At 72.8% G+C, this 21682-nt stretch carries 17 protein-coding genes and 2 tRNA genes; 5 read left to right on the top strand and 14 right to left on the bottom strand.

The features are described 5' to 3' along the window. The first annotated feature begins 53 nt into the window (after window positions 1-53). Entirely contained in the window at window positions 54-626 is a 573-nt protein-coding gene (locus tag O7603_RS26170) for a DUF5709 domain-containing protein (RefSeq protein WP_281572401.1), read from the top strand. 55 nt (window positions 627-681) lie between these two features. Here the strand turns inward: O7603_RS26170 and O7603_RS26165 are convergent, their stop codons facing one another. Together O7603_RS26165 and O7603_RS26160 are read right to left on the bottom strand one after the other, a co-directional pair. Continuing rightward, the gene (locus O7603_RS26165; RefSeq protein WP_281576813.1) at window positions 682-1335 is read right to left on the bottom strand and encodes a response regulator transcription factor; all 654 of its coding nucleotides are present in this window, start codon (window positions 1333-1335) and stop codon (window positions 682-684) included. Between the two features lie 17 nt (window positions 1336-1352). Next, entirely contained in the window at window positions 1353-2477 is a 1125-nt protein-coding gene (locus tag O7603_RS26160) for a DUF5931 domain-containing protein (RefSeq protein WP_281572400.1), read from the bottom strand. Between the two features lie 120 nt (window positions 2478-2597). Here O7603_RS26160 and O7603_RS26155 point away from each other — a divergent pair, with 120 nt between their 5' ends. Beyond that, window positions 2598-3059 carry an ATP-binding protein gene (locus tag O7603_RS26155; protein WP_281572399.1) on the top strand — a complete coding sequence of 154 codons (462 nt, stop codon included), beginning with the start codon at window positions 2598-2600 and terminating at the stop codon, window positions 3057-3059. Window positions 3060-3124: 65 nt separating this feature from the next. Here O7603_RS26155 and O7603_RS26150 read toward each other — a convergent pair whose 3' ends face one another. Continuing rightward, window positions 3125-4063, bottom strand: coding sequence for a ribose-phosphate pyrophosphokinase (locus O7603_RS26150; protein ID WP_281572398.1), 939 nt, complete (start codon window positions 4061-4063; stop codon window positions 3125-3127). Between the two features lie 111 nt (window positions 4064-4174). On the opposite strand from O7603_RS26150, the gene glpK reads away from it, so the two are divergent. Both glpK and O7603_RS26140 read left to right on the top strand, forming a co-directional pair. Beyond that, complete coding sequence (gene glpK, locus O7603_RS26145; protein ID WP_281572397.1) at window positions 4175-5659, top strand: glycerol kinase GlpK; 1485 nt, start codon at window positions 4175-4177, stop codon at window positions 5657-5659. A 150-nt stretch (window positions 5660-5809) separates the two neighbouring features. Continuing rightward, on the top strand, window positions 5810-6532 hold the full coding sequence (locus O7603_RS26140) for a GPR1/FUN34/YaaH family transporter (protein ID WP_281572396.1): 723 nt from the start codon (window positions 5810-5812) through the stop codon (window positions 6530-6532). A 42-nt stretch (window positions 6533-6574) separates the two neighbouring features. Here O7603_RS26140 and O7603_RS26135 read toward each other — a convergent pair whose 3' ends face one another. Continuing rightward, a complete protein-coding gene (locus O7603_RS26135; protein WP_281572395.1) occupies window positions 6575-7408 on the bottom strand; it encodes a phosphoribosylaminoimidazolesuccinocarboxamide synthase in 834 nt (277 codons plus the stop codon). A 167-nt stretch (window positions 7409-7575) separates the two neighbouring features. Between O7603_RS26135 and O7603_RS26130 the strand changes: the two genes are divergently transcribed. Then, complete coding sequence (locus O7603_RS26130) at window positions 7576-8910, top strand: extracellular solute-binding protein (RefSeq protein WP_281572394.1); 1335 nt, start codon at window positions 7576-7578, stop codon at window positions 8908-8910. Window positions 8911-8963: 53 nt separating this feature from the next. Here O7603_RS26130 and O7603_RS26125 read toward each other — a convergent pair whose 3' ends face one another. From O7603_RS26125 to O7603_RS26080, 10 genes are all read right to left on the bottom strand, one after another. Next, the gene (locus tag O7603_RS26125) at window positions 8964-9215 is read right to left on the bottom strand and encodes a hypothetical protein (RefSeq protein ID WP_281572393.1); all 252 of its coding nucleotides are present in this window, start codon (window positions 9213-9215) and stop codon (window positions 8964-8966) included. A gap of 147 nt (window positions 9216-9362) precedes the next feature. Next, window positions 9363-9436, bottom strand: a tRNA-Met gene (locus tag O7603_RS26120). 127 nt (window positions 9437-9563) lie between these two features. Next, window positions 9564-10895 carry an SGNH/GDSL hydrolase family protein gene (locus tag O7603_RS26115; protein WP_281572392.1) on the bottom strand — a complete coding sequence of 444 codons (1332 nt, stop codon included), beginning with the start codon at window positions 10893-10895 and terminating at the stop codon, window positions 9564-9566. Then, entirely contained in the window at window positions 10895-13309 is a 2415-nt protein-coding gene (locus O7603_RS26110) for a glycoside hydrolase N-terminal domain-containing protein (protein WP_281572391.1), read from the bottom strand. The genes O7603_RS26115 and O7603_RS26110 overlap by 1 nt, the downstream gene beginning before the upstream one ends. A 169-nt stretch (window positions 13310-13478) precedes the next feature. Beyond that, window positions 13479-15332 carry a CBM35 domain-containing protein gene (locus O7603_RS26105; protein WP_281572390.1) on the bottom strand — a complete coding sequence of 618 codons (1854 nt, stop codon included), beginning with the start codon at window positions 15330-15332 and terminating at the stop codon, window positions 13479-13481. 76 nt (window positions 15333-15408) lie between these two features. Further along, window positions 15409-16575 carry an ROK family protein gene (locus tag O7603_RS26100; protein WP_281572389.1) on the bottom strand — a complete coding sequence of 389 codons (1167 nt, stop codon included), beginning with the start codon at window positions 16573-16575 and terminating at the stop codon, window positions 15409-15411. Between the two features lie 268 nt (window positions 16576-16843). Continuing rightward, a tRNA-Met gene (locus tag O7603_RS26095) sits at window positions 16844-16917 on the bottom strand. A gap of 83 nt (window positions 16918-17000) precedes the next feature. Further along, window positions 17001-17930: a hypothetical protein gene (locus O7603_RS26090; RefSeq protein WP_281572388.1), complete on the bottom strand. Its 930-nt coding sequence runs from the start codon at window positions 17928-17930 to the stop codon at window positions 17001-17003. Then, window positions 17920-18429 (bottom strand): SigE family RNA polymerase sigma factor, encoded by a 510-nt coding sequence (locus O7603_RS26085; protein ID WP_281572387.1) that lies wholly within the window; start codon window positions 18427-18429, stop codon window positions 17920-17922. The genes O7603_RS26090 and O7603_RS26085 overlap by 11 nt, the downstream gene beginning before the upstream one ends. 195 nt (window positions 18430-18624) lie before the next feature. Continuing rightward, entirely contained in the window at window positions 18625-21618 is a 2994-nt protein-coding gene (locus O7603_RS26080; protein WP_281572386.1) for a UPF0182 family protein, read from the bottom strand. Between the last annotated feature and the right edge of the window lie 64 nt (window positions 21619-21682).

The raw sequence follows: 21682 nt of genomic DNA, 5'->3' as shown, positions 1-21682 counted from the left end.
TCGCGGCGCGGCCCTACTGCATGATCGACGGGTCGAGTGGGTAGAGATCCGTCATGCGCGACGACGAGTACCCGACCCCCGTGTCCGATCCGGAGGCTGACGGCCTGCCGCAGACCGCCGACGACGACTCGACCGCGAACGACGACGTGCTGACCGGTCGCGAGGCGGACGGCCCGGACCCGGCCCAGCTGCCGGCCGACCGGACGCCGGTCGCGGTGGACCGGTTCGGGACCACCGCCGACGAGCAGCTCGACGGTGAGTCGCTGGACTACAAGCTCGAGCGGGAGCGCTACGAGCGTCCGGTCGACGACCCGCTGGCCGGCCCGATCGACCCGGACATCGCGGCCGAGGCGACCAGCGACGAGGCCGCGGCGCAGGCCCAACTCGACGCCGACGTGATCGACCCGGGCCCCACCTCGGACCCGAACTCTCCGGTCTCCATCTACGACCACGGCCAGCTCGGCACGGTCGCCGACGCCACCGTCGGCCGGATCGTGGAACCGGACGAGGGGGCGCACACCGACCAGGAGACCGACAACGTGGCGTACGACGCCGGCTCGGCCGGTGGCGGGGCGACCGCCGAGGAGCTGGCCGTCCACGAGACCCAACCGCCGCACTCGGTCTGACCGGCCGCCCACGCCGGCCCGCAGGCGCCGATCCGACCGACCGTCGCCGCCGGGCTCAGTCGTCCAGGCCCCGCTCGATCGCGTACCGGGTCAGCTCGACCCGGTTGTGCAGCTGCAACTTGCCCAGCGTGTTCTGCACGTGGTTCTGCACCGTCCGGTGCGAGAGCCCGAGCCGCTGGGCGATCTGCTTGTAGGACAGCCCCTTTGCCACCAGCCGCAGCACCTCGGTCTCCCGGTCGGTGAGTTGCGGCGCCCCTCCAGCGGCCGGGGCGGCGTCCGGGCCGGCCGGCGGCGGCGCCGCCGCGAGCCGCCGGTACTCGCCGAGGACGAGGCCGGCCAGGCCGGGGGTGAAGACGGGCTCCCCGTCCGCCGTACGGCGCACCGCGTCCAGGAACTCGGCCGGCGCGGCGGACTTCACCAGGTAGCCGGTCGCGCCGGCCTTGACCGCGTCCAGGACGCTCTGCTGCTCACCACTGGCCGAGAGCATCAGCACCCGCACCCGCGGCAACGTGGCGCGCAGCCCTCGGATCACCTCGACACCGGAGATGTCCGGCAGTTGCAGGTCCAGCACCACCACGTCGGGCCGCGCGGCGGCCGCCACCCGCACCGCCTGCCGGCCCTCGCCGGTCGTGGCCACCACCAGGTGCCCGGCCTCGGTCAGGTCGCGGGCCACGCCCTCCCGCCACATCGGGTGGTCGTCGACCACCATCACCCGCACCGGCCCGCTCACCGGCCGGCCCTCGGCACGGTCAGTTCGACCTCGGTCCCGGCGCCGGCCGTCGAGACGATCCGCGCCGTACCGCCCAGGTCGGCCACCCGGCCGCGGATGGACTGCGCCACCCCGAGCCGGCCCTGCGCCGCCGCCTCGGCCAGCCGGCCGTCCGGGATGCCCGGCCCCTCGTCGCGTACCGAAACGGTCACCGTCGCTCCCTCGTCCTCGATCAGCACCCAGGCCCGCCCACCGGCGTGCCGTGCCACGTTGTCCAGGGCCGCCGCCGTCGCGACGGCCAACTCGCGCGCCACCGGCCCGGGCAGCGGCACCGGCGTGGCCGGCGCGGAGACCGAGACCGTCGCGGCGGCGTACCGGCCGAGCAGGGCACGCAGGTCGACCGGGCCGTCGTCGGTCGCCGCCGGCGGGGCCGCCCCGGCGATCAGCGCCCGCAGCGCGGCCTCCTGCTCGCCGGCGAGCCGGGCCAACTCCCCCGCCTCCCCCGGCAGGTGCGCGCCGCGCCGCTGCACCAGGGCGAGCACCTGGAGCACCGAGTCGTGGATGTCCCGGGCCAGCCGCTCCCGTTCCCGGGTGGCCGCCTCGAGCTCCACCGCCCGGTGCAGTCGCTCCTCCGCGGTGACCGCCAGCCGCGCGACGTGCCCGACCACCACGCCGGCGAGCAGGATCAGGATGACGCCGGTGAGCGACGACTGGCTGATCCGCTCCCGGGTGGCGAGGTCGGCGCCGCCGATCACCAGGGCGGCCACGGTGCCACGCCGCCGGCCTCCGGAGACGGCCCAGGCGAGCACCGGGCCGGCGAGCCACGCCACCGCGAGGGTCGGCACCCCGGCGTGCAACGCCTCCCGGCCGATCACCCAGGGGGTGGCGAACATGATCGCCAACACCACCCCGAGATCGGCGAGGAGCAGCGGCCAGGCCCGCCAGGCCGGGCGGGCGTAGCCGAAGGCGGTCACCCCGGTCCAGGCGACCATCGCCAGGACCAACCCGGCCGCGGCGAGCGGGTGGGCGTACCGGTCGGCGTCGCGCACGGCCAGCACGCAGACGTACGCCAGGGAGGCCACCCGGAACACCGCGAGGGCACGCCACAGCGGCACCTCGAGACCACCCGGCGACGACGGCATGGCCGCCACGATGCCACAGGGCACCCGCGACCGGAGGGCCCGCGTGATGCGGGCCGGGAAAGCCTGACGTACGGTGGAAATGCCGCGAATGACTCCTAGATCCGCTGTCCGGACGGGCCCATGACGAACACCGACCCCGACGCACCACGTACGGTTGTGCCCATCGAACCCTCCCTCCTGATCACCGAGGCCTTCGACCAGGCCCAGGTGACCGAGCTGCGTCACTCGGTCACCTCCTGCGCGCACGCGGCAGGGCTACGCGGCCAGCGCCTGGACGACTTCGTGCTCGCGGTCAACGAGCTGATCACCAACGCGGTGCGGCACGGTGGCGGGCGCGGCTCGCTGCGGCTGTGGCGGCGGGACGAGCGGCTGGTCTGCGAGGTCGCCGACCACGGGCACGGGATCAGTGCCCAGCGGCTGGGCGACCGGAGCCGCCCGGAGCCGGACACCGCGGGGGGCTGGGGCCTCTGGCTGGCCCGGCAGCTCAGCGACAGCATGGAGGTCGCGAGCGGCGAAGCCGGCACCGTCGTCCGGATCGCCACCGCCATCAGCACGGTCACGCCGATCCCGCAGCCCGACTGACCCGCCCGGCGCATGGCCCGCCCGACACACGGCCCGCCCGACACACGGCCCGGCCGGCCGGCAGCTCAGGCGAAGAGCGCGCTGACCGACTCGCCGTTGTGGATCCGCCGCATCGCCTCGGCCAGTGCCGGCGCCACCGAGAGCACCCGCAGCTTCGGCACCCGCTTCTCGGCCGGGATCGGAACGGTGTTGGTGCAGACGATCTCCAGCACGCCCTCCTGGTCGCTGAGCCGGTGCAGCGCGTCGCCGGAGAAGAGGCCGTGCGTGCAGGCCAGCCGGATAGAGCGCACCTTCCGCTCGCGAAGGTGGTCCATCAGCTCGATCACCGTGCTGCCCTTCGCGATCTCGTCGTCCAGCACGATGACGTCCCGGTCGGCCACGTCGCCGATCACCGCGCTGATGGTGACCTTGTCGTCGCTGAACCGCTGCTTCGCGCCGGCGGCCACCGGCGTGCCGAGCATCCGGGCGAACGCCGCGGCCTCCTTCGCGTTACCCAGGTCGGGCGACACGACCACGCTGTTGCTGAGGTCGTAGCGCCGGAAATGCCGGGCCAACTCGCGCAGCGCGTGCAGATGGTCGACCGGCACGCTGAAGAAGCCGTGCACCTGGGGCGAGTGCAGCGTCATGGCCAGCACCCGGTCCGCCCCGGCCGAGGTGAGCAGGTCGGCGACCAGCCGGGCGCCGATCGAGATCCGGGGCGCGTCCTTCTTGTCCGACCGGGCGTACGCGTAGTGCGGCAGCACCACGGTGATCCGGCCGGCGGAGGCGCCGCGTGCCGCGTCGATCATGAGCAGCAGCTCGACCAGGTGCTCCTGCACCGGCGGCACCAGGGGCTGGATGAGGAACACGTCCCGCTCGCGGCAGTTGGCCTGCAACTGCACTTCCAGGCAGTCGTTGGCGAATCGGGACACCCGCACGGGGTGCAGCGGCACGCCCAGCTGGGTGCAGATCTCGGCGGCGAGCTCGGGATGGGCGGTTCCGCTGAAGACGGCGATGTCACGCACGTCTGCACATCGTACGGTCGTCCCCCGGTCGCCACGCGCACGGTGGTCCGAGCGCGCGGAACGCCGTCGCGGCGGTCGGCGCGGCGCCGCCGCTGACGGTACGGTGCTGCCGTGACCGGACAGTACGTCGCCGCCATCGATCAGGGCACCACCTCCTCGCGGTGCATCGTCTTCGACCGGGCCGGGGAGATCGTCTCCGTGGCGCAGCGGGAACACCGGCAGATCTTCCCCCGACCGGGCTGGGTCGAGCACGACGCCGAGGAGATCTGGGCGAACGTCGAGCAGGTGGTCCGGGAGGCGCTGGACGCCGCCGGCACCGACGCCGCCGGGCTGGCGGCCGTCGGCATCACCAACCAACGGGAGACCACCGTCGTCTGGGACCGGGTCACCGGCCGCCCGGTGGCCAACGCCATCGTCTGGCAGGACACCCGGACCGGGCCGCAGCTGCGCGAGCTCGACCGGGCGTACGGCGAGGAGCGGATCCGCGCCCGCACCGGCCTGCCGCTGGCCACCTACTTCGCCGGCCCGAAGCTGCGCTGGCTGCTGGAGCACGTCGACGGGCTGCGGGCGCGGGCCGAGGCCGGCGAGGTGCTCTTCGGCACGATGGACAGCTGGTTGATCTGGAAGCTGACCGGCCGGCACGTCACGGACGTGACCAACGCCAGCCGGACCATGCTGATGGACCTGGGCACGCTGGACTGGGACGCCGACCTGCTCGACGCGATGGGCGTGCCGGCCGCGATGCTGCCGGAGATCCGCGGCTCCGCCGAGGTCTACGGGACGGCCACCGGGGTGCTCGCCGGCGTGCCGGTGGCCAGCGCGCTCGGCGACCAGCAGGCGGCCCTGTTCGGGCAGACCTGCTTCCAGCCCGGCGAGGCGAAGTGCACGTACGGCACCGGCAGCTTCCTGCTGCTCAACACCGGGGCCAGCCCGGTCGCGTCGTCGCACGGCCTGCTCACCACGGTCGCCTACCGGATCGCCGGGCAGCCGGCCGCGTACGCGCTGGAGGGCGCGATCGCGGTGACCGGCTCGCTGGTCCAGTGGCTGCGGGACAACCTCGGCCTGATCTCGACCGCGCCCGAGGTGGAGGAGCTTGCCCGTTCCGTCGACGACAACGGCGGCTGCTACGTGGTGCCCGCCTTCTCCGGGCTCTTCGCGCCGCACTGGCGCAGCGACGCGCGCGGGGTGATCGCCGGGCTGACCGGCTACATCACCAAGGGGCATCTGGCCCGGGCGGTGCTGGAGGCCTCGGCCTGGCAGACCCGCGAGGTGGTCGACGCGATGAACGCCGACTCGGACGTGGCGCTACGCCGGCTCCGGGTGGACGGCGGGATGACCGGCAACCAGCTGCTGATGCAGTTCCTCGCCGACGTGCTCGACGTGCCGGTGGTCCGCTCCCGGATCACCGAGACCACCTGCCTCGGCGCGGCGTACGCGGCCGGCCTGGCGGTCGGCTTCTGGACCGACCTGGCCACCCTGCGCGCGCAGTGGCGCTCTGACGCCGAATGGACGCCGGGGATGGATCCGGCGCACCGCGACCGGGAGCTGCGCAACTGGCACAAGGCGGTGCAGCGCACCCTCGACTGGGTGGAGTGACCCACCCGCTCCCGGCCACCGCCGCCGCGCCGCACCGACCATCGCTCGGAGGGCTGCCGCCGGCCGGCGCCAGGTGTGGGCGGCCCCGCACCGGGTAGGCGCGGCTACTGCTCGGCGGGCCGGCAGGCCCGCCGCCGGGAGGAGGCTCGCATGTCACGCATGGGCCACGCGCCGTCCCAGGACGGCGAGTTCGAATTCTGGCGGAACCACGCACAGATCTCGTTGCAGCCGGTCGCCGCGCCCTCGATCCTGGGCCTGTTCGGCTTCGCCGCCGCCACCTTCGTCGTGGCGGCGAACCTGGCCGGCTGGTACGGCAACACGGACACGCCGACCTTCCTGTTCCCCTTCGCCGCGCTCACCGGCGGCCTCGCGCAGTTCCTCGCCGGGATGTGGGCCTACCGGGCCCGCGACGGCCTGGCCACCGCGATGCACGGGATCTGGGGGGCCTTCTGGCTCGCGTACGGAGTGCTCTTCCTGCTGGTCGCGGTCGGGGCGCTGACCCCGCCGACCCCCTTCGTGGCGCTCGGCTACTGGTTCATCGCGCTCGCGGCGATCACCTGGTCCGGCGCGCTGGCCGCGCTGGCGGAGAACCTCAGCCTCGCCCTCACCCTGATCGCGCTCGCCGCCGGCTCGACCAGCCAGGCGATCGGTCAGCTCGCCGACATCTCGGGCTGGCGGACGCTGGGCGCCTATTTCTTCATCGCCTCGGCCGTGCTGGCCTGGTACACGGCCACGGCGATGCTGCTGGAGTCCGCGTACCGGCGGGTGGTCCTGCCGATGGGCCGGCGGCGTGCGCCGGACCGGCCGGGCGTGGCGCCCCGGCACACCATCCAGTTCGTGGCCGGCGAACCGGGGATCAAGGTCGGGCAGTGACGGTACGGCGGGCGGCGGCCGGCGACCCCGCCCGCGCCGCGGTCACTCCCAGCTGTTGCCGGTGAGCGTCTCGTAGACGTCGACGTAGCGGGCCCGGGTCGCCTCGACCACCTCGGCCGGCATCTCCGGTGCGGGCGCCTGCTTGTTCCAGCCGCTGCTGGTGGCCCAGTCCCGCACGTACTGCTTGTCGTAGGAGAACTGCGCCCGCCCCGGCTGGTACGACTCGGCGGGCCAGAACCGGGAGGAGTCGGAAGTCAGCAGCTCGTCGGCCAGGACCAGGCTGCCGTCCGGCGCCCAGCCCAGTTCGATCTTGGTATCGGCGACCAGGATGCCCCGGTCCGCGGCGATCTCCGCGCCACGCCGGTAGACGTCGATCGTGATCTGGCGCAGCCGCTCGGCGGTCGCCTCACCGACCTTGGCCACCACGTCGGCGAAGGTGATCGGCTCGTCGTGCTCGCCGACCGGCGCCTTGGTCGACGGAGTGAAGATCGGCTCGGGCAGGATCGACGCCTCGCCCAGGCCCCGCGGCAGCGCTACGCCGGACACCGCGCCGGTGCGCTCGTACTCCCTGAGGCCGCCACCGGTGAGGTAGCCGCGGGCGACGCACTCGACCGGCACCATGTCCAGCCGACGGACGCGGATGGCCCGACCGGCGAACTCGGCCGGCACGTCGGTGGCCGAGATGACGTGGTTGGGCACCAGGTCGGACAGCTGCTCGAACCACCAGAGCGACAGGGCGGTGAGCAGGCGGCCCTTGTCCGGGATCGGCGTCGGAAGCGCCACGTCGTAGATCGAGATGCGGTCGGAGGCGACCAGGATCAGGTCGTCGCCGTCGGCATAGACGTCCCGGACCTTGCCCGAGTGCAGAAGTTCCACGCGGCCTAGTACACCATGTGCCCTGCGTACCGGGTCAGGGGTGGCCGGGGGGCATCGATGCGTACGTCCACGCTCCACGGCTGTGGCCGGACGGCCGTTGACACTGTGGGGCGGTGCCTGCGTGAATGGGCCGGCCGTCCCCCTTCGCCCGTCGCCAGGAGCTCCGCGTGCCCGCTGCCCGACCGTCCCTTTCCGGCCCCGGCGCCGACCCGGGCCGGCGCCGGGTGCTCGCCGCACTGCTGGGGACGCCCGTGCTGGCCACCGGCGGCGGGCTCACCGCGTGCAGCGGCGGGCCGGCCTCGACCCCGGTCCACGACGAGCCGGTGACGTTGTCGGTCTTCTGGTGGGGCAGCGCCAAGCGGGCGGAGCTGACCGAACGCGCGCTGCGTCTCTACACCGAGCGCAACCCCGGCGTCGGCTTCCGGGTCACCTGGCAGGGCGCGGACGGCTACTACGACCGGCTGGCCACACAGGCCGCCGGCGGCAACGTGCCGGACCTCATCCAGCTGGACGACAGTGTCCTCACCGAGTACGCGCAGCGTGAGATCCTCCTCGACCTCACCGACCACGTCGCGGACAACCGGCTCGACCTGCGCAACCTGCCCGACGGGCTGGTCCGCTACGGCCAGGTGGACGGCCGGACGATGGCCGTGGCGGCCGGACAGACCGCGGCGGCGGTGGTCTTCAACCGCGACCTGCTGCGCGAGCTGCGGGAGTCCGAGCCGCGCACCGGGATGACCTGGGCCCAGTACGTCGCCTGGGCCGAGCAGGTCACCCTGACCAGCCGGAGGCGGGTCGCCGGCACCAGCGACCCGTCCGGCGACTACCGGGCCCTCTGGCTCTGGCTGCGGGGGCACGGCGGCGAGCTGTATCGGGGCCGGCAGTTGGGCTTCGCGGTGGACGAGCTGGTCAACTGGTTCGACCTGTGGCGGCGCGCCCGCGCCGGACGGGCCACTCCGGGAGCCGCGCTTGTCGAGCAGGCGGACAGCGAACCGGCCCGGCAGCCGGTGGTCTCGGGGCTGACCGCCGCCTCCTTCGCCTGGTCGCACCAGCTGCCCGAGCTGCAACGCCTCACGAAGGCGGAGCTGGGGCTGTGCGCCTTCCCGGGCTCCACCGGAGCCCAGTGGGCACGGGCGTCGATGTACTGGGGCGTCTTCCGGGGCAGCCGTCACCCCGACGCGGCGATCGACGTGATCAACTTCCTGACGACCAACGGCGAGGCGGGCGCCGTTCTCGGTCACGAACGAGGGCTCAGCCCGAGCCAGGCGGTGCGGCGGGCCCTCGACGGCACCATCACCGACCGGGCCCAGCAGCGCGTCGCCGCTCTCGGCGACAGCCTCGGCCTGGGGATCGGGCCGGCGCCCGTCCCGCCCCCCAAGGGCCATGCCCGGATCCGTTCCTTGCTGGTCACGGCCGCCGAGAGCGTCCGGTCGGGCGGGGTCGGGGCCCGCGCGGCGGCGACCCGTTTCCTGGCCCAGGCCGACGCCGCCCTGAGCGCCTGACCGGCCGCGTGGTGGCCGCCGGGCGGCCACCACACCTGCCCGGCCGGGTCGGGTCAGCGCGGCGGACCGCCGCGGCGGTTACGCATCAGGCGCAGCAGCAGGAGCACGACGACCACGACCACCACGAGGCAGCAGAGCAGGCCGAGGAAGCCGAAACCCCCACCACGCGAGCGACGTCGGGCCGCCTCCACCACCAGCTCGCCGCCTCTCGTCGACGCCCAGGCCGCGACCGGCACGAACACCGCGAGCACCACCGCACCGAGGACCGCGCCGAGCCGGCCCCACCACTTGCCGAAAGAAGACATGCCCACATCCTCCCCGAGCGGCGCAACCGGGGCACCCGCCGCGGCAACCTGACCCGCGTCAGCGGCAGGCGTTCTCGAAGTCGGCCGCCCGCCGCCCCAGATGCGGAAAAACCCGGGCCCATGTTCCGGGCCCGGGTCTCTCTCTCGTAGCGGGGACAGGATTTGAACCTGCGACCTCTGGGTTATGAGCCCAGCGAGCTACCGAGCTGCTCCACCCCGCGTCGGTGACACCACTCTACCCCACGCCGTACACGGAGATCCGCAGCCCCACCGATTACGCGAACGGCGCGCCGGCGGGCACGGCGACGGCCCCGGGGGCGGCCCCGGGGCCGTAGCCGACGTACCGGCTCAGCGGTCGCAGCGGAGCGCGGACAGGTCGACCGCGTCGGCCATCGCCTGCATCCCCTTGTCGTTCGGATGGAGATGATCACCACCGTCGAAGAACGGCATGATCGCCTGCGGGTCGTACGGACTGCGCGTGATCCGGTCGAAGTCGACCACGGCGTCGAACGCGCCGCCGTGCCGGATCCAGTCGTTGACGCCCTGGCGTACCTCCTCGCCGGCGGCGTCGTACTCGTACCAGCCCTTGAACGGCATGATGGTCGCGCCGACGACGCACTTCCCGGCGGCGTGTGCCCGGTCGACGATCTGCCGGTAGCCGGCGACCAGGTCGTCCACCGTGACGCCGCTGTGGGCCTTGAGGTCGTTGATGCCCCCGAACACGAACACCGTGTCGACCCCCGGCTGGGAGAGCACGTCCCGATCCAGCCGGTGCAGCGCCGCCTGCCCGGCCCCGTCCGCGAGCACCTTGTTGCCGGAGATGCCCTCGTTGGCCACGCCCTTCACCGTGCCGCGAGCGTCGGCCTGGAGCCGCCGGGAGAGGTAGTCGGGCCACCGACGGTTCGCATCCTGCGTGGAGGCCCACCCGTCGGTGATGGAGTCACCGAGGAGCGCCACCGCCCCGATCGCGGTGGACGTCTCCACGCTGACGGCGTCCAGCCAATACCAGGAGCTCATCGGATCGGTCCAGTTGGTCGCCGCCTCCTCGGCGGCGTGGTCGCCCGCCGCCGCGTAGGACGTCTGCATGGCCATGCCGTGACCGGTCGTCGGCCCCTGGGCGCCCGTCACGTACAGGCTGACGACCAGGTTGCTCTGGGCGGCCAGCTTCCCGGGCAGCGGATCGCTGGTGACAGTCCCACCCGCCGGGACCGTGGTCGACGCCCGCCCGCCGAACGTCAGCTTCCGGTTGCTGCCCCGCACCAGCTCCGCGCCCTGCCGCTGCAGCCCGGCGTAGGCGCTGGCGAAGGTCACCGGGTGCTCGCCGAACGCGTTGGTCAGGCGGACGCGCAGGTCGGTCCCGCCGACGCTGGTGCGTACGACCAGGCGGTAGCTGCGGTCGCCGGGCCCGGCGCCCTGCCGGTCGGCGCTGGCGCCCCAGGTGACCACGGAGTGTCGCTCCCGGCCCGCCGAGGCCTCGGTGCGCGGCCCGTCCGGCGTCCGCGCCGCCGAGGCCTCGACGCGCGGCCCGTCCGGTGCCGGCACCGGAGCCGACGGTCGGGCCTGCGCCGCCGTGCCGGTCAGGGGTACGCAGAGCACCGTGACCAGCGCGAGGACGAGCGCCGACCGGTGCCGGCCGGGGTGGGCGCGCCGTCCGCCGCCACGCCCCGGGTCGACGCCCATCAGAGGTTCCTCAGCGTGACGGACTCGCCGGGCCGGAGGGTGACCCGCCGTGAGCGGCCACCGGCGACGACGGTCGTCTCGCGGCCACCGACACTCGTCAGCCGCACCTGGGTGACCCGGCCGTCCGTCCAGCGGAGATCGGCGACGAAGCCGCCGCGCACGCCCACGCCGGACACCGAGCCGGCGGAGGCCCAGGCGGCGGGCAGCGCGGGCAGCAGCTCGAGGTGGCCCGGCCGCGAGTAGACCAGCATCTCGACGATCGCGGCCGGGGTGCCGAGGTTCGCGTCGATCTGGAAGATGCCGCGGCCCGGGTTCGTCTCGTAGATGTCGAAGAGATTCATCGCGGTGCCGTTGCCGCCGTTCGTCGACGGCCTCAGGTTGTTGACGACGAGCTGGTAGGCCTTCTCCGCGTCCTTCAGCCGGGCCCAGCACAGGCTCCGCCAGGCATTGGCCCAGCCGAAGCTGTTCATGCCGCGCGCGGTGAGCAGCGCGCTCGCGCCGGCGACGATGTCCGCCGGTGTGGTGCCGTCCGGGCGGATCCGGTCGCCGGGGAAGAGACCCATCAGCGGGGAGAGGTGGCGGTGGGTGGTCTCACCGAGGTTGTCCGGCGACATCCACTCCTGCAGCCAGCCGGTCGTGGGGCTGACCACGGGGAGGTAGAGGCGTCCCCGCAGCTCCTCGATGGCCGTGGCGTAACCGCTGTCCCGGCCGAGCACCCGGGTCGCGGTGCGGTAGTTCTCGAAGAGGTTCCACACCAGCTCCTGGGCGTAGGTGTTGCCCTTGGCGTCCTGCGGGCCGTGCTCCGGCGACCAGTCGCTGTCGGCGATCAGCACCTCCCGCGCGGCGCCGGACGCGTCGGTGACGGTCGTCGTGACGAGGCGGGTCTCCCAGAACTCCACGGCGCCCTTGAGGAGCGGGTAGACCTTCGCCAGGTAGGCGCGGTCCTGGGTGTACTCGTAGTGCTCGAACAGGTTCTGGCAGAGCCAGGCGTTGCCGCCCGGGTGCCACCACCAGCCGCTGCCGCCGTACGGGTTGGTGGAGAAGGCGACCGCCCAGCCGGCGATCCGGCCGCTGGAGTTGCGGAACCGGTTGGTCGGGCTGTTGAACAGTCGTCGGGTGACGTCCGTCCAGGCGGGAAGCTGCGCGAGGCAGTAGTCCGCGAGAGCGTCGAAGCAGTCGGAGAGCCCGGCCCGGTCGGCCATCCAGTAGTTCATCTGGAGGTTGACGTCGGTGTGGTAGTCGCCCATCCAGTCCGGGTCGTTGCCGTCCAGCCACGGGCCCTGGAGGCCCATCGGCAGGCTGCCCCGCGATCCGGAGATCATCAGGTAGCGGCCGAACTGCAGGTACGCGGCCTCCAACTCCGGGTCGGGGACGTTGTCCCGGTGGCGCGCCCACAGCCGCTCCCAGGTGTCCAGTTCACGCTGCGCGGCGGACGACGCACCGAGGTCGACGTCGAACTGCGCGAAGACCGGACGGAAGTCGGCGACGTGGGTGTGCAGCAGGTCGCGTACGGATTCGCGGGCCGCGGCCAGCACCTTGGTCCGGGCGAGGCGCTGCGGATCCACGGACGGGTCGCGGAACCCGGCGTCCGCGTCCGGGGCGTAGTTGGTGCCGCCGCTGAGGACGACGGTGAGGTCCCGGCAGCCGGCGAAGGAGATCGACGTGCCGTCGACGGCGACCTTCCCGGTGCCGCTGCGGACGGTCACGGCGGCGCCGTAGCGGAGTCCGTTGGCGAACGAGGCGCCGAACGAGGCGAGGCGGGCGGCGCCGTCGACGGTGGTGGCCTCGCCGTGGGTGCCCGCCAGGGAGACGGTGCCGGTATAGCCGCCGCCACGGCCCTCCTGGGAGAAGGACAGGACGACGACGTCGTCGGGGCGGCTGGCGAAGATCTGCCGGCGGTAGGTGACGCCGTCGACGTCGTACTCGGTGGTGACGAGGCCCTGGGCCAGGTCGAGCGTACGGCGGTAGTTGTCGACGGCGCCCAGGTCGTGCCCGGGGATGTCGACGGTGAGCGTGGCCAGCAGGGTCAGCGAGCCGAAATCGTCCCGGCCGTAGGGGAACTGGCCGTCGCTCTGCAGCGTGTCGTTGAGGCCGCCGGTCCAGAGGGTCGCGTCGGTGATCGTCAGGTGTTCACTGGCGGGATCGTTGCTCGCGAGCGCCCCGAGGCGCCCGTTGCCGACCGGCAACCCCTGCTCGATCATAGAGTTCGGGGAGCCGGGCGCCCGCCACCAGAGCTGGTTCCTGGCAGCGTCGCCGGCGGCGAGCATGGGCGACTCGGTGGGGCGCCGGGGGGCCGCCGAGGCGGCGAAGGCGGGCAGGCCGAGGGCGGTGGCCGCGCCGGAGGCGGCGGCGAGGCCCAGGAAGGCCCGGCGGCTCGGGCGGATGTCGCGCGGTTCGGTGTTCCGGATGTCCACGTCGGGTGCTCCAACTCGGGCGAACGGCGGATGCGCGGAGACGACGGAGGGGGCCGTCGGAAGGGTGCCGAACGGCCACTCGACGGACGTGGGCGTTCGGCGCCGGGACCCGTCTCGGAGGGGTCCCGGCGGCGCGGCCCGGTGGCGTCACCGGGCCGCGCCGGGCACGTCAGGGCGTCTGCGGTACGTCGATCCGGTCGATGTCGGGCGCGTACCAGTCGGCGCTGTCGACGGTGATGGTGTTCGTGCCCGCCTTCAGCGCCAGCTGGACGCTGACGGTCTCGGCGGTGCCCCAGTCACCGGTGGAGGGGAACTTCAGGCTGGTGCCGTTGCCGCTGTTGCTGTAGACGGTCGCCGAGCGCGCGTCGCCGCTCACGTAGGCGACGTTGACGGTGTAGATCCCGTCCTTCTTCACCGTGACGTCGTTGAACCGCAGCTTGCCGCCGAGGTAGAGGTTGCCGACCTTGCCGCCGCCGGAGCAGGCGTCGCAGCTGGCGACGGAGGCGTTGCCGCTCAGGGTGTTGGCCGCGGACTCGGCCTCGTAGCCCGTGCTGACCAGCGCGGTGCCGGGCCGCACGGTGAACAGCCGGGAGCCGTGCGCGGGCAGCGTCGCGGTGATCTTGTTCTTGTGGGTACCGAGGTTCTTCCTGTTCCACAGGTCACGGACCGAGGCGTTGCCGGTGAACCCGAAGGACGCCCAGTGGGCGGTGACGGCGGCCGGCGCGTCCGCGAGGTTGAACAGGGCGACGGCGTAGCTGCCGTCCGGGTTCTTCGCGACCCACACCTGCTGGTCGCCGGCCGGGGTGACCGGCCGGGCGGGCGGGGCGCCGTTCTGGTCGACCGCGATGACCTCGCTGTTGGTCAGCAGGGACAGCCCGTACTCGTCGAGACGGGTGAGGTCGTCGCCGGTGTACAGCGGCGACTTCGCGATGGCCCACAACGTCATGTAGGTCTGCCGCTCGGCCTTGGTGAGGCCGTCCATCGCCCCGTTGCCCACGTTGAGGGTGTCGAGGTCGTTCCAGCCGCCGGGGCCGGCCTTGCGACTCCAGGCCGGCGCGTCGTCGAACCGGTCGTCGACCGAGTTCTCCCAGGTGACCAGGGTGTTGCAGTAGCACTCCACGTCGGTGTCGATCCGCCAGCCGTTGGAGTACCGCTTCCAGTCGGCGGCGTGGTTGATGTCCAGCGACCACGAGAGTTCGAGGTGGATCGGGCGTCCGGTGGCGGCGATGGCCTGCTGCCAGGCGGCCACGTCGGCGACATTGTTGTAGTTGTCCCCGGACTTGAACGAGCCCGGGCCGACGCCGTCGAGCTTGAGGAAGTCGTACTCCCAGTCGGCGAACATCTGCGCCTGCGAGTCGATGTAGCGCTGGGCGCAGGGATTGTCGAAGTTCAGCTTGTAGGCGCTGTCCCAGCCGTTGGTGGTGCGCAGGTCCGGGTAGACGATGTCGGCGGTGGTGCAGCCGGGCGCGTTCCAGATCGGTGCGGCGCCGTCGGCGTACGCCTCCTTCTCCAGCCCGACGGGCAGGTAGATGCCGGCCTTCAGGCCCTTGCCGTGGATGTGGTCGGCGACGGCCTTCATGCCCCGGGGGAACCGGACCGGGTCGGGCGTCTGCCGGGCGTACTGGTCGAACCCCGGCTTCCAGGCGTTGTCACGCCACCAGCCGGCGTCGATGTTGACGTACTCGTAGCCGTACCGCTTCAGCTTGGCGGCGAGGGCGTCGGCCTGCTTCAGCACGTTCGCCTCGGTGAGGTAGCTGTAGTCGCCGTCGGGGTTGAGGCCCGGATACTTGGACGACTGCATGCTCCAGCTGCTCCACCCCAGGTACGGGCGGGCGGCGAGGCCGCCGGCGGCGGACGGGTCGGCGACGGCGGCACCCGGCGCCCGAGCCGGCTCCGGGCTGGGGGCGGCGCCCTGCGCGGGCACGGCGCCGGCGCCGAGGACCACGGCCAGCGCCGCCGCCAGGACGGGGACGCGGTGCCGGCCGGTGCGGCGCTCTCTGCTGCTTCTCGTCGGTGGTCGCATGGTCAACCTCCTGCTGGCACAGTGAGTGGTGTCGATCGCGATAGGACCGGCCGGGGGCCGGGTTGAGGCCGAGGGGTCAGGGAACGACGAGCGCCTGGATGCTCACCGCGGCCGCGCCGCGGGCCCACTCCTCGAAGGGCAGCGGGCGGATCGAGAGAGGGCACCGTGCGGCGGCGCCGAAGGCCTGGCGCTCGAAGCTCGTGCGGATGGGGGTGTCGAACAGGTCGTAGGCCGCCAGCCCTTCGCCGGACACGACGATCCGGGTCGGGCCGACCAGGTTGGCGACGGCGGCGATGCCGCAGCCGATCGCGGTGCCGGCCCGGGTGAAGACCTCCCGGACCGCCTCGTGTCCACCGCGGGCCAGGGCGACGGCCTCGTCGAAGGTCAGGTCGGGGCGGCCGGTGCGGGCGCGGGCCTGCGCCACGATGGCGTCCGTGCCGGCGATGGACTCGACGCAGCCGCGTCCACCGCAGTGGCAGTCGGGACCGGCGGCGTCGACGGCGAGGTGTCCTATCTCGCCGGCCACGCCGTACGAGCCGGAGACCAGTCGCCCGTTGACGACCAGGCCGCAGCCGATGCCGGTGCCCACGGTGACGAGGGCGAACGATTCCGCGCCCACCCCCTCGCCGAACCAGTGTTCCGCGGCGGTCAGCGCCTTCACGTCGTTCTCCACGGTCACGGTGAGGCCGGTGGTCCGGGCCGCGCGTGGGCCCAGCGGCACGTCGCGCCAGTGCAGGAACGGCGAGTAGCGGACCAGGCCGGTGGTGCGGTCCACGTCGCCGGAGAGGGCGAGCCCGAGCCGGCGTAGGCGGGTCCGGTCGCCGGGCACCGCGTCGAGCAGGCCGTCGGCGAGCCGACCGATCTCGGCGAGCACGGCCTCGACGTCGGGGTCGGTCAGCGGCCGGCGGGCGGTGGCCCGCACCTGGGCGCAGAGGTCACAGACCACGCCGATCACCTCGTCGGCGGTGATCTTCACACCGATGAAGAACTCCCGGTCGGCCCGGACGGCCAGCGGGCTGGCGGGGCGCCCGGCGCCCGGTCCGGTCCGCTCGGTCGCGGCCATTTCGTGCAGGTAGCCCCGGTCGATGAGCGGACGGGCGGCCTTGGTGACGGCGGCGGAGGAGAGCCCGAGCCGCCGTGCCAGGGTGACCCGGCTCACCGGCCCCTCGGTCAGCACCGCCGTGAACACCGCCGTAGCCGCCGGCGCCCCGACGAGCGCGCCGGTGCCGCTCTCAGGAAACATGGCCGAAATCTAGGACGAATAATTAACTTCTTCAAGTATTGATTTAGGTCAGTGCGGCGGCCTACAGTCGCGGCACCCGCCCGCCGGCCGGCCATCCGGAGGCCCCGATGTGCACGGAGGACCGTCGTCCACAGTGGCGTGCGGCGGCCCCGCAGGCCCTCGCCGGCCGCGGCATCGCCGGCATCACCGAGCGGGCGATGCCGGCCGCAACACAGAGCAGAGCCCGCCCCCTGGTGTGGGGACGGGCTCTGACCTGGTGTTTCTCTCGTAGCGGGGACAGGATTTGAACCTGCGACCTCTGGGTTATGAGCCCAGCGAGCTACCGAGCTGCTCCACCCCGCGTCGGCTCGACAACCGTAGCGCACCGACCCGGGGCACCGCAAAACGGCCGCGAACCACCCCCTCCGACCTGGCCGGGCCCGACCTCAGTCGAGCCAGTTCTCGATCGCCGCGACCGCGCGCCGGCTGTCGGCGTCGACCACGGCACGGTCGGCGGCGGTGTTCTCCCAGCCCTGCTCCCAGAGCACCGTCACCACGTCGCCCATCCGGACCGCCCGGATCAACCGGACCTCGTGCCCGCCCGGCTCGCCCATGCCGTCCGCGTACGGGGCCCGCATCTCGAACAGCACCGACTCGTCCCCGTACTCCCCCGGGTCCAGCAGCCGCTGCCGCCAGGTCACCGCGGGGTTGTCGGGCGTCTTCCGCTCGGGGCAGTCGCGTACGGCCTGCCGTAGCTCCCGCAACGCGTCGTCGGCCCGCCCGGACTGGTAGATCGTGATGCTGTGCCGATAGCTGCCGTCCGGCACGTTCCCCGCCGGCGTGTCCGGCATCTTGTAGGCCAGCACCCGGTCCCGCCGCTGCACCACGGCGGACTCGCTGGGATAGCGCGCCCCGCAGAGCTCGGGCACCGGCAGCGCCGTTCCGTCCGAGATGGCCCCGTCCAGCCCGGTCCGGTTCGCCGGTGCCAGCACGAAGAAGGCGCGGTCCGGGATCGAGGTGGGCGGGCGGCGGGTCGTCGCGTCGGTCGTCGGAGCCGTCCGCGTCGGCGTACCGCTCGGCGTCGTCCGCGACGGCACCGCCGACGGGCTCGGCGACGTCGTGGACGGCGTCGGGTCGCTCGGCACCGGACCCGGTGTGTCGGCGGGCGGCAGCGGCGCCGGGCCGTCCGCCGCGAAGACCAGCCGGCCGCCGACGGCCGTGCCGCCCACCAGCAACGCCACCACGAGGGCGGTACCGACGGCCCGGGACCGGGCGCGGCGGTCGGCGCGCCGGCGGAGCAGCTCGGGATGTGTCAGCACCGGGCCGTCCGCGTCCGCGGCGAGCGACCGGTAGAGGTCAGAGAATTCACGCGACATCGTTCGCCTCCAGCTCCGCGGTGGAGAGGTCGGGCAGCAGCGCGGCCAGCCGGGACCGGCCCCGAGAGAGCCAGGACTTCACGGTGCCGACGGGGACGCCGGCCTCCCGCGCGATCTCCTCCACCGACATGTCGAAGAGGTAGTGCAGCGCCAGCGCCTGCCGTTGGTCGACCGGCACCTGGCGGAGCGCACGGACGAGCAGCACGCCGTCCTCACTCGGCGGCGGGGCGGACGCCGGCGGCCCGCTGCGGATCAACGCCGCCCGCCACCGGTGCAGATTCCGCCAGCGGTCGGTCGCCAACCGGGTGACCACCAGCCGCAGCCACGCCTCCGGCGCCGGGTGCGCCGACAACCGCCCCCACTGCCGCCAGGCCCGGGCGTACGCCTCCTGCACGAGATCCTGTGCCTCGGTGTGGTCTCCGCTGACCGCGTAGCCGTACCGGAGCATCCGCCGCGCGGTGCCGCGGTAGAACTCGTCGAAGCTCTGCGCGTTCCTCACCACTGTTCCCCCTCGTCCGCACCCGTTGCAGGAAGGACGACGGACCGGAGTCGCAGGTTGCGGGCCGGTGGGTCACGGCCCTGTCAAGAGGGCGACAGGCCTCGCGGGCGACCGGCCGGACACGCCGGAGCCCCCGACGTCGGGACCGGAGGTGGTCTCCGACGGCGAGGGCTCCGAGGTGGTACGCGGGGCGGGTCAGCCGCCCGTGCCGGCGGTCGGGCTGCCGGTGGGTGACGGCGACGCGCTGCCGGTCGGGGTCGGGCTGCCGCTCGGGGCGGGGTTGGCCTGCCCCTGGGCCTGCTGGAAGGCGGTGAGCGCCTCGTCCAGCGCCTTGAGCGCCCGTCCGTACCGCTCGAAGTCACCGGAGGCCTGGGCGGCTCGGACCTCGGTGATCGCCGTCTGGACCCGGTCCGCCGCGGCGGCCAGCTCGCCGGTGAGCGGCGGCGGGTTGGTGTCGCCGCCGGTGGGCGGCGGCGGGTTGCCCCCGGTGGTCGGCGGCGGCGCGCCCTGCCCGGCTCGCTTGCCCTGGTCGACGAGCTGCTTGATGCCGTCGGTGAGGTTGTCGGCCAGCGCCACGAAGGAGCCGCCGTCACCGTACGAGAGCAGCACCTTCTGCAGCAGCGGGTACGCGTCCTGCTGGTTGCTCTTCACGTAGACCGGCTCGACGTAGAGCATCCCGTCGCCGAACGGCAGCGAGAGCAGGTTGCCGTACTGCACCTGGGCCTGGTTCGAGGAGAGCAGGTTGAGCTGCTGCCGGATGTTGGCGTTGTTGGTCATCTGCTGGTGCACCTGCACCGGCCCGGAGATCCGGGTCTGGTCGGGCAGCTCCAGCACCTCCAACCGCGGCTCGCCGTCCACGTACGACCCGGAGATCAGGGCGGCGAGGTTCTGCCGGCCGTTCGGAGTGACCGCCGAGGTGAGCTGGAACCGCGGTCCGTCCTGCCCCGGGAACTCGGTGAAGAGGTAGTACGGCGGCTGCTTCTGCCCGCTGTCCGGCGCGTCCGGCACATTCGGCACCTGCCAGAAGTCCTGCGCGGAGTAGAAGTCACCCGGGTTGGTCACGTGGAACTTGGTGAGCAGGTTGCGCTGCACCTTGAACATGTCGGCCGGGTAGCGGAAGTGCTCGGCCAACTCGGTCGGGATGTCCTTCTTCGGCAGCACCAGGTCCCCGCCGAACGCCTTGTTCCAGGCCTTCAGCACCGGGTCCTTGTCGTCGAACTCGTAGAGCCGGACCGTGCCGTCGTACGCGTCGACGGTGGCCTTGACCGAGTTGCGGATGTAGTTGACGTTCTCCCGGGCCAGCTGGAACGTGCCCCGGCCGGTCAGCTCGTCGGTGGTCTCCTCGCGCAGGTTGACCCGCTCCGCGTAGGGGTAGGTCGCCGCGGTGGTGTAGCCGTCGACGATCCACTGCACCCGACCGTCCACCACGGCCGGGTACGGGTCGCCGTCGAGCGTGAGGAACGGGGCGACCTTCTCCACCCGGTCGCGGGGGTTACGGACGTAGAGCAGCTTCGAGTTGTCGTTGACCGCCCCGGAGAGCAGGAAGTTCGACTCCTGCTCCTTGATCGCGTAGAGCAGCCGGCGGGTGAACGAGCCGATCTCCACGCCGCCGGTGCCGGTGTAGGTGTAGGACTCGCCGCCGCCCTCACCGACCGGCCGGTCGAACTCGGCCTTCTTCTCCGGATCGGTCTGGCCGACGATCGCGTAGTCGCCGTCCTCCATCCGCTCGCCGTAGTAGATCCGCGGCTGGGTGGCCGGGATCTGCTCGGTCTGCGAGGAGCACGCCTCCTGGGTCTTCTCGCCGAGGAAGCCGGAGACGAAGAACGGCTGGCCGCCGCACACCACCTGGTTGGCCGGCGCGGCCACCAGACCGTAACCGTGGGTGTACACGGTGTGCCGGTTGATCCAGGTGTTCTGCTGGTCGGTCAGCTCGCCGTAGTTGATCTCCCGGACGCCGACCACGTAGTCGGAGGTCTTGCCGTTCACCCCGTACCGGTCGATGTCCAGCTTGGGGCCGAAGTCGTAGAAGCCCCGGACCTGCTGCAGCTGGGTGTACGTCTCGCTGACCAACTGCGGGTCGAGCAGCCGGACGTTCGACACCACCGAGGTGTCGGTGGCCAGGCTGGCCGGCGGCGTGAGGTTGGTCGCCGCGTACGGCGTCGTCTCCGTGGCCCCCAGCCCGAACGCCGTCCGGGTCGCGTCGATGCTGCGCTGGATGTACGGCGCCTCCTTCTCCTTGGCGCTCGGCTTGACCTCGAAGGTCTGCACCGCCCAGGGGTAGATGCCGCCGATCGCGACCGCGGAGACACCGAGCAGGGCGAGCGAGATGCCCGGCCAGACCAGGTTCCGCATCCACGCGTTGGAGAAGACGATGATCGCGATCGCCACGACGATCGAGATGTAGGCGAGGATCTCCTTCGCCGGCAGCAGCGCGTTGACGTCGGCGTAGCCGGCGCCGTAGAGCTTGGCGCCCTCGTTGTACTCCAGCAGCATCGCCCGCCGGTCCAGCACGTACGCGATCGCCTTGAGCAGGACGAATACCGCGACAAGCGTGCTCAGGTGGGCCCGGGCGGCGTTGGTCATCCGGTCGCCGACGCCCTGCAGCCGCACCCCACCGAAGATGTAGTGCACCGCGAGGGCGCCGACCACGGCCAGCACCACCGCGGTGAAGCCGACGCCCAACAGGTAGCGCCAGAACGGCAACTGGAAGACGTAGAAGCCGACGTCCACCCCGAACTCCGGGTCCTTCACCCCGAAGTCGCCGCCGTTGCGGAAGAGCAGCCACTGGTTCCAGCGACTCTGCGCGGACAGGCCGGCGAAGAGGCCGACGACCCCGGCGACGAGCGCGATCCAGGTGCTCAGGCGCGGCGAGAGCGCCATCCGGTAGCGCTCCAGCGTGGCCTGCTCGACGGAGTGCGGCCGCAGCCGCGGGCGCACCCGGTGGGCCAGCCAGAGGTTGCCGCCGACGATCAGCGCCATCGCGAGGCCGATGACGACGAAGAGCAGCAGCCGCGTGACGAGCACGCCGGTGAAGACCTGCGTGTAGTCGACCTCGTCGAACCAGAGCCAGTCCGTCCAGGCCTGCACGCCCCAGCCGAGCAGGGTGAAGAGCACGAACACCCCGACCAGGACAGCGATCGTGACGCGTCCGCGCCGGCTCATCCTCGGCAGGGGGCTGCTGCTACGCATGACCACTGTTGGCTCCGCACGCTCGATGTGATCGGCTCCGACCAGGCACCCAGAGTACGGGGTG

The organism is Micromonospora sp. WMMD812 (assembly GCF_027497215.1).
GTDB lineage: Bacteria > Actinomycetota > Actinomycetes > Mycobacteriales > Micromonosporaceae > Micromonospora.
Note: the sequence above shows the minus strand (reverse complement) of the source record. Positions and strands in the feature narration are given on the sequence as shown.